The following is a 15,443-nucleotide window of genomic DNA, read 5'->3' on the forward strand; positions in this document are numbered from 1 at the left end:
GCGGGCCCGGAACCGATGGGAGCGCTCCCACCGCACCACGCATCCCCATGGAAGCCAGCGTCCATGGACACGTCAAGGCATCCGACGTCACCTGGTGCGGAGGGGAGCGCCCCTCGCCCCGGAGACCGGGGCCGCCCGCTCAGTTGCGGCGGAACAGCCGCCGGAACCCGAACATGACGGCGGCGACGGCGGCCACCGCCAGCGCACCGACCTTGAGGTTGCCGTCAAAGCCGCCGCTGTCGCCGTCCGCTTCCGCGGAACTCCCGCCGTTGGACGGGGACTTGGACGCGCTGTCGCCGGGCGCGTCCTTCGCCACCACCGCACTGCCGGCACCCTCGCTGCCGAGCATGAGCTTCGTCCCGTCGGCGGAGAAACTGGCCGACTCCCCCTGCCCCAGCGGCACGCTCAGCCGCCCCTCGCGCTTGATCTTCCCGGCGTTCCAGTCGTACCAGATGCCGCCGAAGTAGCCGCGTACGGCGAGCTTCTCGCCGTCCGGGGAGAGGGCCGCGTCGGTGGCCCACAGGTCGACGGCGGCGACGGGCTCGAAGACGTTCGTCCCGGAGGCGGAGAGCTCGGTGGGACCCTCGTACAGATGCCCCCCGTCCTCCTTCTTGTCGATGATGTAGGCGCGCCCGGTCTTGGGATCCACGACGAGCGACTCGGCATCGCGGGGACCGTCGGAGTACTTCACGACGTACTGCGTGGCCCGGATCGTCTGGTCCTTGAGCTGCTTGGGCTCGGCCAGCTGGTAGATCCAGACATAGGGCCAGGTGCCGCCGAGGTTGTCGCCGATGTCACCGACGTAGATCTGGTTGTCGGGCCCGATGGAGATCGCCTCGACGTCACGCGGGGCGCCGATGCCCTTGAGAGTGATCCTGGCGACCGTTTTGCCGGTGCCGCTGTCGACGGCGTAGAGGAACGGCCCGTCGTCGCTGTCGTTGTGCGTCCAGTAGATGCCGGGGTGTTGGCGTGAGGCGGCCAGCCCGCTGGACTCGGTGATCCGAGGGTCCGTGATGGTGAACCCCTCGTCGCCGTCGGCGGCGGCCGCGGGCGCGGCGAGTACGCCGAGGAAGAGGCCGGCGGCCAGGAACGCAAGGGAGCGACGCATGCCCCAAGACTGCCATCCCGGCCGCCGACTTGCGGCCGCGTGGCGGGCTTCACAGCACTTCGCACCCCACCTGCCCCGGCGATCATTCATCATAAGCGGATGCTTAGGATCATGCCGGTCGGCGACTCGATGACCATCGGCAGCGCCGGCGAACACACCTGGCGCTACCGGATATGGCGACACCTGTGCACGACGTACGGCGGTCCGTTCACCCTCGTCGGCCCGCGCGAGACGGTGTACGACAAGGTGGCGGACGCCCCCACCTCGTACGCCTACGCCGACCCCGACTTCCCGCGCGCCCACCTCGCCGGCTGGGGCGAGGGCTGGTTGCACATGGCGCCGCAGATCGGCGAGGCGGTGCGAGGCTGCCGGGCGAACGTCCTCCTGGTCTCACTCGGCCTCATCGACCTCGGCTTCTACACGAACGCGGAACAGACGGCCGAGAACGCCCGCCGCTTCGTCGCCGAGGCCCGCTCGGCCGACCCGCGGGTACAGATGGTCCTCCTCCCGGTCATCCCGAACGTCCGGGCCCGGTCGGACGCGGACTTCGCCGCCCAGGTGGCCCGCTTCAACGAACTCCTGTCGAAGACGACGGCCGACCTCGACGAGCCGCGCTCACCGCTCCTGCTGGCATCGCCCCCGGCGTCGTACGACCTCGACGCCGACACCTACGACGGCACGCATCCCAACGCGAGCGGCGAACACAAGATCGCGGGGGCGTTCGCGGACGCGATGCACCAGGGATGGGGTGTGGGGGCGCTCTACAAGGGCTGAGGGTCGCCAGTGCGCCCTCTGGCATGTGCGTGTCCCCGCGTGTCCTGGTCACCGTGCGTATCGTTGTACGGCGCGGCTGTGCTCGTCCGGGGGCAGCCGGACAGGAGCGCCACGATGACCGTCCTGGAAGACAGGATCACGATGGCCGAAAGCGACAACACGAGCCTTCTCGACGAGATGTTCGAGCGGCTCGAGAAGATGCCCGTCCCCGAGGGCTCCAAGGGACCGACGAGTTCCCCCGCGACTGACCGATATCCCCTTGCCTGGAGCGCACTCCAGGCCGTTGGCTGAGTGGTCATGAAGTACACGCAGCTCGGACGCACGGGACTCAAGGTCAGCCGACTGGTGCTCGGCACCATGAACTTCGGTCCGCAGACCGACGAAGCGGACAGTCACGCGATCATGGACGCGGCGCTGGACGCGGGGATCAACTTCTTCGACACGGCGAACGTGTACGGCTGGGGCGAGAACAAGGGCCGTACGGAGTCGATCATCGGGAACTGGTTCGCCAAGGGCGGCGACCGGCGCGAGAAGGTCGTCATCGCCACCAAGATGTACGGCAACATGGCCGGGGACGGCGCCGCGTGGCCCAATCACGACAAGTTGTCCGCCCTGAACATCCGGCGGGCGGTGGACGCGAGCCTCAAGCGGCTGCAGACCGACTACATCGATCTCTACCAGTTCCATCACATCGACCGTGCCACTCCCTTCGAGGAGATCTGGCAGGCCATCGACGTGCTCGTACAGCAGGGCAAGATCCTCTATGTCGGATCCTCCAACTTCCCCGGATACAAGATCGCCCAGGCCAACGAGATCGCCGCCCGGCGCTCCGGCACCATCGGCCTCGTCAGCGAGCAGTGCCTGTACAACCTCGCCGAGCGCCGCGCGGAGATGGAGGTCATCCCGGCCGCGCAGGACTACGGCGTCGGGGTCATCCCCTGGTCGCCGCTCCAGGGCGGCCTGCTCGGCGGCGTGATCAAGAAAGTGGTCACGGGCGGCCGGCGTGCCTCCGGGCGGGCGGCGGACACGCTCGCGAATCCGGCCGTACGCGCGCAGGTCCAGTCGTACGAGGATCTGCTCGACAAGCACGGGATCGAGCCCGGCGAGGCCGCACTGGCCTGGCTGCTCACCCGGCCCGGCGTGACCGGCCCGATCGTCGGCCCGCGCACCGCCGAGCAGCTCGACTCCGCCCTGCGCGCGGTCGAGCTGGAGCTGTCCGAGGAAGTCCTCACGTCTCTGGACGAGATCTTCCCGGGACCGGGGCCCTCTCCGGAGGCCTTCGCCTGGTAGCACACCGAAGGGGGCGCCGGGCTGTATCGATGTGCGGCTCCGCCGCGTGGGCGCGACCAGCCACATACGGCCCGCACTCGGCGAACAGCGTGCAGTTCCCCGGCGCTCCCCGTTCAGCACCTACCTGCCGAGCGCGGCCGCCAGGACAACGACGACGAACATCAGCACAAGCGCACCGGCCATGATCCGGTTCCGGGTTTTCGGGTCCACGCCTCCGAGCCTAACCGGCCGCGCCGAGAGGCCAGCGGGCGACCGCCTCGTAACGCGGCTGCTCGCCCGGTACTCCCGACCTCGGCAGGTCGCTGCGCACCAGCACCAGCTCGTCCACCGTCCAGGTGCGGCTGGTGAAGGATCTGAGGGCCTCCAGATACGGCCGTACGTCGATGTCGTCCCGGCTGCGGGCCACCGTCAGGTGGGCCTTGTACCGGCGGTGCTCCCCCATCGGCACGCCCGCCTTGCGCGCCGCAGCGTCCGCCCGGTCGGCCAGCAGCCGCAGCGCGGGCAGGTCGCCCTCCGCACCCGCCCACAGCGCACGCCCCTTGCCGAACTGCCCCCCGCCGCGCATCGCCAGCGGAAAGGGGGCGGTGCGGTGGGCGGCCCGCTCCAGCCTCGCCGACAGGTCCGGTACGAGATCGTCGTCCACCTCGCCGTAGAACGCGAGCGTGAAGTGCCAGCCCGGGCGGCCGGTCCAGCGCAGGCCGTCCGCCCCGGGGAGTTTCCTCAACTCGGCTACCTCGGCGGCGAGCTCGGCGGTCACACCCTCGGACGGCAACACGGCGGCGAAGAGTCTCATAGGGCCAGTCTGCCGCCGTGCCCCCTGACGCCCGAACGTGACCCGGTCACCGTGCGTATCCTTGTACTGCGCGGCTGCACTCGTCCACAGGGCAGCCGGGGAGGACCGCCACGATGACCGTCGTAGACGACAGGATCCCCATGGCCGACGCCAACACCAAGCGCTTGGACGAGTGGTTCGAGCGGCTTGAGCGGATGCCCGTCCCCGAAGGATTCCGGGTCGAGATCGTCGGGGGCAATGTCCACATGACGCCGCAGCGCGACACGCACTGGGAGATCATTCGCCGGATCGTACGGGCCGTGGAGGACAGGTTCGGGATGGACGTCAAGGTCTTTTCGGACGTACGCATCGACTTCCCCGGCCATGAGAACGGCTTCTGCCCGGACGTCGCCATGCTCAGCGCCTCCGCTGTGAAGGACGACGAGGGTCGCTGGCGCCATGAGGATGTCGAGTTCGTCGCCGAGGTCATCTCCCGGGGCACAGCCGCGAACGACTACGGCCCCAAGAAGACCGCGTACGCGCTGGCCGAAGTCCCCGTGTACCTCATCGCCGACCCCTACCAGGGCAAGTGCCGTCTCTACACCCACCCCAAGGACGGGGACTACGCGACCGAGACGAAGGTCTCCTTCGGAGATGACGTGGACCTCACCGGCACCGGCGTCGGCCTCACCCTCGAGACCCACGCGTTCCCCCGCGACTGACAGCCCGGCCGGCTACGCCGCCGTAGCCAGCCGGTCCCGCGGCACGAACCGCACCCGCGGATGCCCGCCGTTCCAGCCCACCGACAGCCGCAGGTTGCCGACGCGGGCCAGGATCAGGGCGATGGTCACGGCCGCGGCGGCCGAGACGGCGCCGCCCGCCGCCAGGCCCGCCCGGACACCGTACGCGTCGGTGATCCAGCCGGCGATCGGCGCGCCCACCGGGGCGCCGCCCATGAACACCATCATGTACAGGGCCATCACGCGGCCCCGCATGGCCGGGGCGGTGGTCAGCTGGATGCTGCTGTTGGCGGTGACGTTGACCGTCATGCCGAACATGCCGATCGGGGCCATGAGCAGGGCGAACAGCCACAGGGAGGGGGCGATCGCGGCCACGATCTCCATGGTGCCGAAGGCCACCGCTCCCGCGATCAGCACCCGCATCCGGGCCGTACCGCGCCGGGCCGCGAGCAGGGCGCCCGCCAGGGAGCCGACCGCCATCAGGGTGTTGAAGAGGCTGTAGGAGCCCGCGCCCGCGTGGAAGACGTCGTTGGCGAAGGCGGAGAGGTAGACGGGGAAGTTGAAGCCGAAGGTGCTGACGAACCCGGCGAGGACGATGGTCCAGATCAGCTCCGGACGGCCGGCCACGTAGTGCAGCCCCTCCCGCAACTGCCCCTTGGCGCGCGGCGCGCGCTCGACGACGTGCAGGTCACGGGCGCGCATCAGCAGCAGGCCGGTGAGGGGCGCGATGAACGACAGGCCGTTGAAGAGGAACGCCCAGCCGGTGCCCACGCCGGTGATCATCAGGCCGGCGACGGCCGGGCCGACCAGGCGGGCGGACTGGAAGTTCGCCGAGTTCAGGCTGACCGCGTTCTGCAGCTGGCCGGGGCCGACCAGTTCGGAGACGAAGGACTGGCGGGCCGGGTTGTCGACGACGGTCGCGAGGCCCACGGCGAAGGCGGCGACGTAGACGTGCCAGACCTGGACGTGGCCGGAGAGCGTGAGGACGGCCAGGAAGATCGCGGTGAGGGCCATCGCCGACTGGGTGACGAGCAGCGTGGGCCGCTTGCGCAGGCGGTCGACCAGGACGCCGCCGTAGAGGCCGAACAGCAGCATCGGCAGGAACTGCAGGGCCGTCGTGACGCCGACGGCGGTCGAGGAGCCGGTGAGGCTGAGGACCAGCCAGTCCTGGGCGATGCGCTGCATCCAGGTGCCGATGTTGGAGACGACCTGGCCGGCGAAGAAGAGTCGGTAGTTCCTGACCTTCAGGGAGCTGAACATCGAGGACTTGCGGGTGCCTTCGGACGAGGCGGGTGTCTCGTGGGTGGTCGGGGAGTCGTGGGTGGTCGGTGCGGGGGCGGAGTCTGCTCCGGGTCCCGAACTCAAAAGTGTCGCCTCCTTATGGACGCTGCTTACAGGTGTGCGAGCTTCTCGAGCACGGGGGCGGCGGCGCGGATTTTCGCCCACTCGTCCTCGTCCAGGCCGTCGACCAGGGTGGCCAGGAAGGCGTTGCGCTTGCGGCGGCTCTCCTCGAGCATCGCCTCGGCCTGCTCGGTCTTCGTGACGACCTTCTGGCGCCGGTCCTCGGGGTGCGGCTCGAGGCGGACCAGGCCCTTGGCCTCCAGCAGCGCCACGATGCGGGTCATCGACGGCGGCTGGACGTGCTCCTTGCGGGCGAGTTCGCCCGGGGTGGCCTTGCCGCAGAGGGACAGGGTGCCGAGCACCGACATCTCGGTCGGGCTCAGCGACTCGTCGACCCGTTGGTGCTTGAGGCGACGGGACAGCCGCATCACGGCGGAGCGCAGGGAGTTCACGGCGGCAGCGTCGTCGCCATGCGTAAGGTCCGGCATCTCTTTAGCGTAACTCATTACTCTCGCTAAACAAGCTGGCGCGCAGACGGATTCCCGTGACGCCCGCCACTGAAACCCGATCCGCACCCGTACGAGTGAATCGGCGGCGGAAAGTGAACGCCGCGCCGCACGCCCCGGCGACCCTCTGTTCATGGGGACCAGCGTGCTCAGCCTGCGGATAGACGGGGAGCTGCTCGAGCGGCTCCGGGACCATGCGGCCAAGAGGGGAATGAGCGTCCAGGACTATGTGATCCGGACGCTCGTGCGCGACGACTTCGACGAGCGGTTCCAGACCGCCGTCGAGGAGACGGAGAAGTTCTACGGGTGACGCGAGCCGGGCTCACGTGAGACCCAGCGCCGGCATCAGGTAGTAGGAACCGTGCCGTTCGTGATCGAGTGGATGAACGGCATCATCGCCATCGCGATGAAGGCCGGGACGGCGAATCTCCGCGCGTAGACCTGATCGCCTCGTAAGCTGTCCCCATGGAGAAGTGGACCCCCGAGCACGAGGCGCCGGAGCCCCTGGAGGGCCCCATCGTCCCCACCATCATTGGCGGCACGATCCTCTGGTTCGTCCTCTTCCTGGTGCAGCTCCCCTTCTACGGCTGGTTCGACGACCACGGCCACACCTGGTGGGTCTGGACCTGCCTGGCCGGGGCCGGCCTGGGGCTGATCGGCATCTGGTACGTCCGCAAGCGCGACGCGGCGATCAAGCGGGCGTCGGCCGAGGCAACGCCGTCCGAATAGGCCCCGGCACCCATGCGGACCTCCTACCCACCCACCAGCCGACTCGGTCGGATGAATGCTCAGCCCCTCTCAGCCCGTCCGGCGTTCGAGGACGAGGCCCGTTCAGGGCCGACGGGGGTCCGGGGGCGCAGCCCCCGGGGACGGGACGGGAAGGGGCGGCGGCGGCGAGAAACGGTCGGCGGTGACACCGTCGCCGCTGCCCGCCGAGTGACCACGGCCCCGTAGTACTACGGCACCACTCACCCGGCCCCCTCTCATCCCCAAGTCGGATCTTCCGCCCACTCACCGGGTGAAGCCGTAAATCCGCACGTACCGTCGAATGCATGACGCACATCGACGCGGGCGCCGAACTGGATCCGGTGCACCCGACGACGGTCACGGCCGCGGTGACCGGACTGACCGCGGCCGAAGTCGCCGAGCGGGTGGCGCGCGGGCAGGTCAACGACGTACCGGCGCGCAGCAGCCGGTCCACCGCCGACATCATCCGCGCGAACGTCTTCACCCGGTTCAACGCGATCATCGGCGTGCTCTGGGTGATCATGATGTTCGTCGCGCCGTTCCAGGACAGCCTGTTCGGGTACGTGATCCTCGCCAACACGGGCATCGGCATCATCCAGGAGTGGCGGGCGAAGAAGACCCTGGACTCGCTGGCCGTGATCGGGGAGGCCCGGCCGACCGTGCGCCGGGACGGGATCGCGTCCCAGGTGGCCACCAGCGACATCGTGCTGGACGACCTCATAGAGATCGGGCCCGGCGACAAGGCCGTCGTCGACGGCGTGTGCATCGAGGCCGACGGCCTGGAGATCGACGAGTCGCTGCTCACCGGGGAAGCCGATCCGGTCGTCAAGCGCCCCGGGGACCAGGTGATGTCCGGGAGTTTCGTGGTCGCCGGCGGCGGCGCCTTCCAGGCGACCAAGGTCGGCCGCGAGGCCTACGCCGCCCAGCTCGCCGAGGAGGCCTCCCGGTTCACGCTGGTCCACTCCGAGCTGCGCTCCGGCATCTCCACGATCCTCAAGTACGTGACGTGGATGATGGTCCCGACCGCGATCGGCCTGATCATCAGCCAGCTGTTCGTCAAGGACAACGACCTCAAGGACTCCCTCGCGCGGACGGTCGGCGGCATCGTCCCGATGGTCCCGGAGGGGCTGGTGCTGCTCACCTCCGTCGCCTTCGCCATCGGCGTCATCCGACTCGGCCGGAAACAGTGTCTGGTTCAGGAACTCCCCGCCATCGAGGGCCTCGCCCGCGTCGACACGGTCTGCCTCGACAAGACGGGCACCCTCACCGAGGGCGGTATGGACGTCACCGAGCTCAGGCCGCTGCAGGGGGCCGAGGAGTCGTACGTACGAAAGGTGCTGGGCGCGCTCGGCGAGTCGGACCCCAGGCCGAACGCCTCCCTCCAGGCGATCATCGACGCCTACCCGGACGGGGAGGAGTGGCGCTGCACCGAGTCGCTCCCCTTCTCCTCCGCCCGCAAGTACAGCGGCGCGTCCTTCAGCGAGAGCAACGGCGAGACCGGCACGTGGCTGCTGGGCGCCCCCGACGTGCTCCTCGCGGCCGGCGATCCCGCCCTCGCCGAGACCGAGCGGCTCAACGAGCAGGGGCTGCGGGTGCTGCTGCTGGCGCGGGCCGCCCGCGACCTGGACCACCCCGAGGTCGCCCGGGGCGTACGGCCCACCGCGCTGGTCGTCCTGGAGCAGCGGCTGCGGCCGGACGCGGCCGAGACGCTGCGCTACTTCGACGAGCAGGACGTCCGCGCGAAGGTCATCTCCGGGGACAACGCGGTGTCGGTGGGGGCGGTCGCGAGCAAGCTCGGGCTGACCGGCACCACGATCGACGCCCGTCGGCTCCCCGCCGACCGGGACGAGATGGCCACGGCCCTGGACGAGGGCACGGTGTTCGGGCGGGTCACCCCGCAGCAGAAACGGGACATGGTGGGCGCCCTGCAGTCGCACGGGCACACGGTCGCGATGACCGGCGACGGTGTGAACGACGTACTCGCGCTGAAGGACGCCGACATCGGCGTGGCGATGGGCTCGGGGTCGGAGGCGACCCGGGCGGTCGCGCAGATCGTGCTGCTCAACAACAGCTTCGCGACGCTGCCCTCGGTGGTCGCGGAGGGCCGTCGGGTCATCGGCAACATCACGAGGGTCGCGACGCTCTTCCTCGTGAAGACGGTCTACTCCGTCCTGCTGGCGATCATGGTGGTGTGCTGGCAGGTCGAGTACCCGTTCCTGCCCCGCCACCTGACCCTGCTGTCCACCCTCACCATCGGCGTCCCGGCGTTCTTCCTCGCCCTCGCACCCAACAAGGAACGGGCCCGCCCCCACTTCGTACGGCGGGTCATGCGGTACTCGGTCCCGGGCGGGGTGGTGGCCGCGGTGGCGACCTTCACGTCGTACCTGATCGCCCGGCACCACTACACGGGCAGTGGTGCGCTGGACGCGGAGACCAGTGCCGCGACGCTGACGCTGTTCCTGGTCTCGATGTGGGTGCTGGCGATCATCGCGCGCCCCTACACCTGGTGGCGCGTCGCGCTGGTGGCGGCGATGGGTGCCGGGTTCCTGCTGGTGCTGGTGGTGCCCCGGCTGCAGGAGTTCTTCGCGCTGAAGCTCGTCGGGATGACGATGCCGTGGATCGCGGTCGGCATCGCGGCGGTGGCGGCGGTCGCCCTTGAGATGCTGTGGAGGGTGGTCGACCGCCGCGTCCCGGCGTAGAGCCGAGTGGGTTACATCACGTCGACGTAGTCACCGACGGCGCTGACCGCCGGGGTCGTCGTGGTGCCGGCGAAGCTGAAGCGCCAGTAGCCGTCGTAGGCGGCGGTGGCGGTGGCCTTCAGGTTGCCGTACGAGTCCGAGTACACCGTCTTGACGGTGGTGTACGTGCTGGTGCCGGCCTTGCGGAACTGGAGCTTGACGGGCTGGTTGGCGTAGCCGTGGTAGTGGCCGTCCTCCCAGTTGGCGCGGGACAGCTTGCCCGTGGAGGTGATGGTCTTGCCCTTGTAGACGGGCTCGGGACCGGCGTTGACCGTCAGCCGGGAGTAGCGCTGGACCTTGGTGGTGCCCAGGTCGCCCTGCATCTTCTGGTCGCCGTTGTAGGTGACGGCGAGGCCGCCCGCGTTCCAGGTGCCCGCGTCGGAGTTGTAGAGCTCGCCCTCGGCCGGACGGATGTAGATGGTGCCCGAGCAGTTGAGGGTGGTCGTTGACGTGGTGGTGCAGGTCGCCGGGTCGTCGCTGATGATCGCGTTGGTCGGGCTGGTCACCGATGAGCCGCGGTAGATGAGCGGGCCGCTGGCGAAGTTGTCCGCGCTGGTGTCCATGCCGACGGGGTGCGTCAGGGTGTACGTCACCGGGACGCTGACGACGTTGGTGGTGCCGACGACGATGTTCCTGCCCTTGTTGACCTTCATGTCGGAGAAGGTGACGTCGAGCGTCGCGGCGGTGCTCGTCGTTCCGTCGACGGCGGCGGCGCTGAAGGCCGCCCTGCCGGACGGGGCGTCGGCGGCCTGCGCGGCCGGCACGACAAGGGCGGAGAGAGCCAGGGCGCCGGTGACGGCGGCCACGGTGGCACGAATGCGCATGTGCGTTCCCCAGGGGGAGAAGTGATCTAGGAGTCTGTTGACTCATGCGATCAGATCCGTGACGGGTGGGGCAGGTTGTACGGCCGACCCGGATTTTGCGAAATACGGAGAAAAGGCCGACCCCGGGTGGATCCCAGGGCCGGCCCCAACTCGTTGCGCGCTTACTTCACGTCGACGAAGTCACCCACGGCGCTGACCGCCGGGGTGGAGGCCGTACCCGCGAAGCTGTAGCGGAAGTAGCCGTCGCTGGCGGCCTTGACCGTCGTGCTCAGGTTTCCGGTGGAGTTCGTCTTGATGGTCTTCACCGTGGTGTAGGTGCTGGACCCCTTCTTGCGGAACTGCAGCTTCACCGACTGGCCGGTGTAGCCCGCGTACTTGTGAGTCTCCCAGTTGGCGCGGGACAGCTTGCCGGTGACCGTGATGGTCTTGCCCTTCACGACCGGCTCCGGCGAGGCGTTGACCGTCAGCTTGGACAGGCGCTGGAGCCTGGTGGTGCCCAGCCCGTCCTGCTCCGCGTAACCGACCTTGCTCCAGTCGACGTTCTCGGAGTTCAGGTCCTGGTCGTTCATGTCGATGGCGTAGCCGCCGACCTTCCACGCCGTGGCGTCGGCGTTGGCCAGCTCAAACTCCGGGTAGATGTCGATGGTGCCCTTGCAGTTCGACGTGGTCGCGGAGGTCAGCGTGCAGGTCGGCCACTCGTCCCCGTAGAGCACGGTGTCGAAGTCCGCGTAGGAGGGGCCGCGATAGATCTCGACGTCCAGCAGGAAGTCGTCGGCGTTGAGGTCGATGTCCGCCGCGTGCGTGACCTTGTACGTCACCGGGACGGTCACCTGGGCGGCGGTGCCCACGACGATCGGCTTGCCGTTGTTGATCTTCACACCGGAGAAGGACAGGTCGAGCGCGTACGGCACGCCGGTGTCGGCGGCGGCGAAAGCGCTCTTGCCGGCGGCCGACTTCGCGGCCTCAACGGCCTTGTGGACGTCCGTCTTGCCGGACGGCGAGCTGTCGGCCTGCGCGGCCGGGACTACGAGGGCGGACAGGGCCAGGGCGCCGGAGACGGCGGCCACGGTGGCACGAATGCGCATGGATTCCCCACGTGGAAAAAAGGGGGCCCCGGCGGTGGTCGTCCCCCACGGCGCGAGTCTGCACGCCGGGGCCCAAAGTGGTCGTGGAGCCTGTTGGCTCGCATGATCAGATAGGTGGCGCATGTAAAAGGTTGTACGAGAATGCAGAGATTCCGTGTGGAGAGGCGACAGCCCGTCGGACCCAACCCGGAAGGTAACGCCATGAGTTCCTTGTCACCCGCTACGCGAAGGACGAGGACTTCCCCGACTGGTCCACCGAAAACAACAGGGGCCGTCCGGCAGGACGGCCCCTGTTGTCATCCCGTCAGTCGAACCACCGATCCCGCGCCAACTCCTCCGTCCGCGATGGATCCTCCATCAACGCGGCCACCTCGAACCGCCGAGGCCACTGCCCCGCCGCCCAGGCGAGGCCGGCGGCGACGCCCTCCAGGGTGGCGGCGTGCAGGGTGCCGTCGTTGGTCAGGCGCCAGTCGATCTCCACGCCGTTGACGAAGAGTTCCTCGTGCTCGACGTACGTCGAGGGGGTGCGCGCGCCGAGCAGCAGCCGCACCGACTCCGGTACGTCGTGTTCGGTGCCCTCGGAGTCCACCTCGCCGGTGACGGACTCGCTCAGGCGCCGCACCTGGAACAGCTCGGCCAACTCGGCGGCCCGCGTGGGCCGTACGGGCAGCAGTGGGACGCCCTCGGTGAAGGGGAGCAGGTCGGGCGAGTCGACGACGACGGCGTCGGCCGCGTCCACCACCTCCACGCGCCCGTCGACGACGGCCCGCAGTTCGTCCGGCAGGGTCACCTGATCGGGGTCCAGGTAGGCCAACGCGCTGTAGAGGGCGTGCAGTTGGGCGCCGGTGACGTCACGGTCCGGGTCGGCGAGCCGGTCGAGGAGTTCGGCGGCGCCGCCGGGCTCGTCGAGGAGCGCGGCCACGGACGTCCGTACGCCCAGCGCCCGCAGCACCTGCTCGTCGTCGAACCCCGTCGCGTCGGCCTCGTCGTACAGCCCGCGCAGGAGCGGATCGCCGCCGGCGGCCAGCAGACCGGCGGGGCGACGGCCGTCGAGCACCGGGTGCCCGCGCAACCACCAGGCGGTGTAGGGCCGTACGACTTCGTGCGTACCGTCCGGCAGCAGCACGCGCACCTGCTGGGTGATCGCGTCACGCAACGGAGGCTTCGACAGGAGAGCGAGAGCCTGCGGCCACTTGTCGTCGTCCACCAGGTCCAGGTCGCGGACGGCGACCAGTTCGGTGGCCACGGGCGGTACGGGGGTGTCCGGGAAGCGGTCGAGGATGTCCTCGCACCACACATCGACGGCGTCGAGCAGACCGACGTCGTCAGGCTCGGCGAAGTCGCTGTCGCGGGGCTCCAGTTCGTCCGGGTCGAGGACGAGGTCGGTGGCGCGGACCAGGGCGAAGTTGGCCAGGACACCGCATGCCGCCAGCGGCTGTTCGCCCCACCTGGAGGCCAGCTCGGGGTCCACGGAGGCGAGTTCGTCCTCGCGCATGACCTGGTAGAAGGGGCTGCCGGGAAGGACCAGTTCGCCCGCCGGGGACAGTTCCCCGTCCTCGTCGGGGAGGGCGAGGGCGCCGAGCCAGGGCTCTTCGCCGGGTTCCAGGCCCGCGTCCCGGACCAGCGCGAGGACGGTGTCGGCGAGTTCCTCGGCGTCGGGCGCGTTCTGCTCCCAGTCCAGTCCGCCCTCGTCGTCGAGGGAGGCGGCCACGGCGGCCCGGACCTGCGGGGTGGTGAGGACGGCCCGGGCGGTGGCCGGGAGGGCGCCGAGCTTCTCCAACAGGGGGTGGGCGGCGTCCGGGTGGGCGATCTTGAGGCCGAGCCGGGCGAGGACCTCGGGGTCGATGCGGGCGGCGTCGGCGGTGGGCAGCAGCACCTGCCGGGGCCCGATGGTGGTCCGCCCTCCCCCAGTGCCAAAAGTCTGGGAGGTGCCCCCAGCGAGCGGCACGGGCAGCCCGGACAGCCGGTCCGGATCGACCCCGGCCAGGCTGTCGTACAGCCGCCGCCACCACTCCGGCTCCTTCTCCAGCCCGGCCAGCCGGTCCACGGCATCGGTCAGCGGGACCCGGGCGACACCCAACGTCCGCAGCTCCACGCGGCGTTCGAGCCCGGCGGGCAGGAGCGTGGGCAGCACCTCGGCGAGGACCTGGACGGTCTCCGAACCGGCGCCTTCGACGATCTCGGCGTCCCGGGGGCGGAGGGACTCGGGCAGGTCCTCGTCTTCCGAGGGTTCTGCTGAGGGCTCTACGGCCGGCGGCAGGAAGGAGGTCCGCGGCAGCCGCTCCAGGATCGCCTGCCGCAGCGCACCGTCCAGTTCCCCCTTGCCCAGCGGGCCGGGTACGAGATCGATGATGCCGGCGGTCACCGGGCGCCAGTCGGCGAGGAGTCCGGCGTACGCGTCGGCAGCGCGCTGCACGAGGAAGTCGGTCAGCCGTCCGGGGGCCGCGTGGCGACGGGTGGTGTCCAAGGGGAGGGACGCGATGAGCAGGGCGGGGACTCCGAGGGGCTCGTCGCTGGGGGTGGGTGCGTGCACGAAGGGGGTGGTGCGGGGCCGGGCGGGTGTGCCGTCGGCGTCGACCGGCACGGCCCAGGTGACCGACCAGTACGGCCGCAGCCGCTCCTCGACGGGCCGGTCGGCGAGCAGGTCCGGGGTGAGCGACCCGTGCGCGACGGCGGTACGCCAGCGGGTCGTACCGTCCCGCGAGTCCTCTACGACGGTGAAGTCGCCGTCCGTGCGACGCCGCAGCGTCCGCGGCGCGTCCCCGTCGACCTCGATGACGGCCTCCTCCAGCCCCGGCAGGGCGAGGAGCAGGGCGTCGTCCACGGCGGCCAGCAGGCGTGCGGCGAGGTCGGCGGCGGCCGGGTCGCGCAGGGGCAGGATGACGGCCGTGTCGTACGGGTCGGGGGCGGTGCCCTCGGCGGCGAAGGGCAGCCGCAGCAGCGGCACATGCCCGTCACGCCGGCGGATCTCGTCCCCCAGCCCCGGGCTGTGCCGAGCGATGTCGGCGGCCAGCTCCCGGGCCTCGGCGAGGGACCAGCGGACTCCGCCGTGCCGCCCGACGACCGCGGGCTCGTCCGTGACGGAGAGCACGGCGGCGAACCCGACGCCGAACCGGCCGATGGAGGGGGTGTCGCGCTTGGCGGAGGCACGGAGTGTGGAGAGCGACTCGACGCCGGCCGCGTCCAGCGGGGCGCCGGTGTTGGCGGCGACGAGAACGCCGTCGCGAAGGGTGAGCCGAAGCCGCCCGGGTACCCCTGCCCTGGCCGCCGCGTCGGCGGCGTTCTGGGCGAGCTCCACGACGAGCCGGTCCCGGTACCCACCGAGGACAAGATCCTCCTCGGCGTTCGCATCCTCGCGAAAGCGAGCGGGACTGGTGGCCCAGGCGTCGAGCACGCCTCGCCTGAGACGGGCGGTCCCGAAGGGGTCAGCTCCCTCGGCCGCGGGCCGCACGAACTTACTCACGTTGACTCTCCTCATCGGCGTGGGGACGAAGGTACCGCGAGGAGAGGCGGGCGCA

General features: G+C 70.1%; 13 protein-coding genes and 1 pseudogene. 7 read left to right on the plus strand and 7 right to left on the minus strand.

The genetic code is table 11. From position 1 onward, the window contains the following. Nucleotides 1-139: 139 nt before the first annotated feature. Nucleotides 140-1,108 carry a WD40 repeat domain-containing protein gene (locus tag ACFYO2_RS30320; protein ID WP_388355381.1) on the minus strand — a complete coding sequence of 323 codons (969 nt, stop codon included), beginning with the start codon at nt 1,106-1,108 and terminating at the stop codon, nt 140-142. Nucleotides 1,109-1,207: 99 nt separating this feature from the next. On the opposite strand from ACFYO2_RS30320, the gene ACFYO2_RS30325 reads away from it, so the two are divergent. From ACFYO2_RS30325 to ACFYO2_RS30335, 3 genes and pseudogenes are all read left to right on the plus strand, one after another. Beyond that, on the plus strand, nt 1,208-1,882 hold the full coding sequence (locus ACFYO2_RS30325; RefSeq protein WP_388355383.1) for an SGNH/GDSL hydrolase family protein: 675 nt from the start codon (nt 1,208-1,210) through the stop codon (nt 1,880-1,882). A 78-nt stretch (nt 1,883-1,960) separates the two neighbouring features. Then, nucleotides 1,961-2,104: pseudogene (locus tag ACFYO2_RS30330) on the plus strand (Uma2 family endonuclease); the annotation flags it as partial. Between the two features lie 75 nt (nt 2,105-2,179). Continuing rightward, nucleotides 2,180-3,172, plus strand: a complete 993-nt coding sequence (locus ACFYO2_RS30335) for an aldo/keto reductase (protein ID WP_388355385.1) — start codon at nt 2,180-2,182, stop codon at nt 3,170-3,172. A 220-nt stretch (nt 3,173-3,392) separates the two neighbouring features. Here ACFYO2_RS30335 and thpR read toward each other — a convergent pair whose 3' ends face one another. Beyond that, nucleotides 3,393-3,965, minus strand: a complete 573-nt coding sequence (gene thpR / locus ACFYO2_RS30340; RefSeq protein ID WP_388355386.1) for an RNA 2',3'-cyclic phosphodiesterase — start codon at nt 3,963-3,965, stop codon at nt 3,393-3,395. A 113-nt stretch (nt 3,966-4,078) separates the two neighbouring features. Here thpR and ACFYO2_RS30345 point away from each other — a divergent pair, with 113 nt between their 5' ends. After that, nucleotides 4,079-4,666 (plus strand): Uma2 family endonuclease, encoded by a 588-nt coding sequence (locus ACFYO2_RS30345; RefSeq protein ID WP_388355388.1) that lies wholly within the window; start codon nt 4,079-4,081, stop codon nt 4,664-4,666. 12 nt (nt 4,667-4,678) lie between these two features. On the opposite strand, the gene ACFYO2_RS30350 is transcribed toward ACFYO2_RS30345, so the two are convergent. Then, nucleotides 4,679-6,049, minus strand: coding sequence for an MFS transporter (locus tag ACFYO2_RS30350; RefSeq protein WP_388355390.1), 1,371 nt, complete (start codon nt 6,047-6,049; stop codon nt 4,679-4,681). Nucleotides 6,050-6,075: 26 nt separating this feature from the next. Then, on the minus strand, nt 6,076-6,513 hold the full coding sequence (locus tag ACFYO2_RS30355; protein ID WP_053747625.1) for a MarR family winged helix-turn-helix transcriptional regulator: 438 nt from the start codon (nt 6,511-6,513) through the stop codon (nt 6,076-6,078). 151 nt (nt 6,514-6,664) lie between these two features. Here ACFYO2_RS30355 and ACFYO2_RS30360 point away from each other — a divergent pair, with 151 nt between their 5' ends. From ACFYO2_RS30360 to ACFYO2_RS30370, 3 genes are all read left to right on the plus strand, one after another. Beyond that, a complete protein-coding gene (locus tag ACFYO2_RS30360) occupies nt 6,665-6,841 on the plus strand; it encodes a ribbon-helix-helix protein, CopG family (protein ID WP_388355393.1) in 177 nt (58 codons plus the stop codon). 155 nt (nt 6,842-6,996) lie between these two features. After that, nucleotides 6,997-7,260 carry a DUF2530 domain-containing protein gene (locus tag ACFYO2_RS30365; protein ID WP_388355395.1) on the plus strand — a complete coding sequence of 88 codons (264 nt, stop codon included), beginning with the start codon at nt 6,997-6,999 and terminating at the stop codon, nt 7,258-7,260. Between the two features lie 323 nt (nt 7,261-7,583). Beyond that, complete coding sequence (locus ACFYO2_RS30370; RefSeq protein ID WP_388355396.1) at nt 7,584-9,977, plus strand: HAD-IC family P-type ATPase; 2,394 nt, start codon at nt 7,584-7,586, stop codon at nt 9,975-9,977. A gap of 11 nt (nt 9,978-9,988) precedes the next feature. Here the strand turns inward: ACFYO2_RS30370 and ACFYO2_RS30375 are convergent, their stop codons facing one another. The 3 genes from ACFYO2_RS30375 to ACFYO2_RS30385 all read right to left on the minus strand — a co-directional run bounded on the left by ACFYO2_RS30375 (nt 9,989) and on the right by ACFYO2_RS30385 (nt 15,388). Beyond that, nucleotides 9,989-10,840, minus strand: coding sequence for a hypothetical protein (locus tag ACFYO2_RS30375; RefSeq protein ID WP_388355398.1), 852 nt, complete (start codon nt 10,838-10,840; stop codon nt 9,989-9,991). A 161-nt stretch (nt 10,841-11,001) separates the two neighbouring features. After that, nucleotides 11,002-11,925: a hypothetical protein gene (locus ACFYO2_RS30380; RefSeq protein WP_388355400.1), complete on the minus strand. Its 924-nt coding sequence runs from the start codon at nt 11,923-11,925 to the stop codon at nt 11,002-11,004. Between the two features lie 304 nt (nt 11,926-12,229). Beyond that, nucleotides 12,230-15,388 (minus strand): sacsin N-terminal ATP-binding-like domain-containing protein, encoded by a 3,159-nt coding sequence (locus tag ACFYO2_RS30385; protein WP_388355402.1) that lies wholly within the window; start codon nt 15,386-15,388, stop codon nt 12,230-12,232. Nucleotides 15,389-15,443 lie beyond the last annotated feature (55 nt).

The organism is Streptomyces sp. NPDC006602 (assembly GCF_042870385.1).
Lineage (GTDB): Bacteria > Actinomycetota > Actinomycetes > Streptomycetales > Streptomycetaceae > Streptomyces.

Bases quoted from the DNA above. Each gene is read 5' to 3' on its own strand.
- ACFYO2_RS30375 (WP_388355398.1), bottom strand. From the start codon at position 10,840: ATGCGCATTCGTGCCACCGTGGCCGCCGTCACCGGCGCCCTGGCTCTC.
- ACFYO2_RS30380 (WP_388355400.1), bottom strand. From the start codon at position 11,925: ATGCGCATTCGTGCCACCGTGGCCGCCGTCTCCGGCGCCCTGGCCCTG.
- ACFYO2_RS30325 (WP_388355383.1), top strand. From the start codon at position 1,208: ATGCTTAGGATCATGCCGGTCGGCGACTCGATGACCATCGGCAGCGCC.
- ACFYO2_RS30335 (WP_388355385.1), top strand. From the start codon at position 2,180: ATGAAGTACACGCAGCTCGGACGCACGGGACTCAAGGTCAGCCGACTG.
- ACFYO2_RS30345 (WP_388355388.1), top strand. From the start codon at position 4,079: ATGACCGTCGTAGACGACAGGATCCCCATGGCCGACGCCAACACCAAG.
- ACFYO2_RS30355 (WP_053747625.1), bottom strand. From the start codon at position 6,513: ATGCCGGACCTTACGCATGGCGACGACGCTGCCGCCGTGAACTCCCTG.
- ACFYO2_RS30365 (WP_388355395.1), top strand. From the start codon at position 6,997: ATGGAGAAGTGGACCCCCGAGCACGAGGCGCCGGAGCCCCTGGAGGGC.
- ACFYO2_RS30320 (WP_388355381.1), bottom strand. From the start codon at position 1,108: ATGCGTCGCTCCCTTGCGTTCCTGGCCGCCGGCCTCTTCCTCGGCGTA.
- ACFYO2_RS30370 (WP_388355396.1), top strand. From the start codon at position 7,584: ATGACGCACATCGACGCGGGCGCCGAACTGGATCCGGTGCACCCGACG.
- thpR (WP_388355386.1), bottom strand. From the start codon at position 3,965: ATGAGACTCTTCGCCGCCGTGTTGCCGTCCGAGGGTGTGACCGCCGAG.
- ACFYO2_RS30360 (WP_388355393.1), top strand. From the start codon at position 6,665: ATGGGGACCAGCGTGCTCAGCCTGCGGATAGACGGGGAGCTGCTCGAG.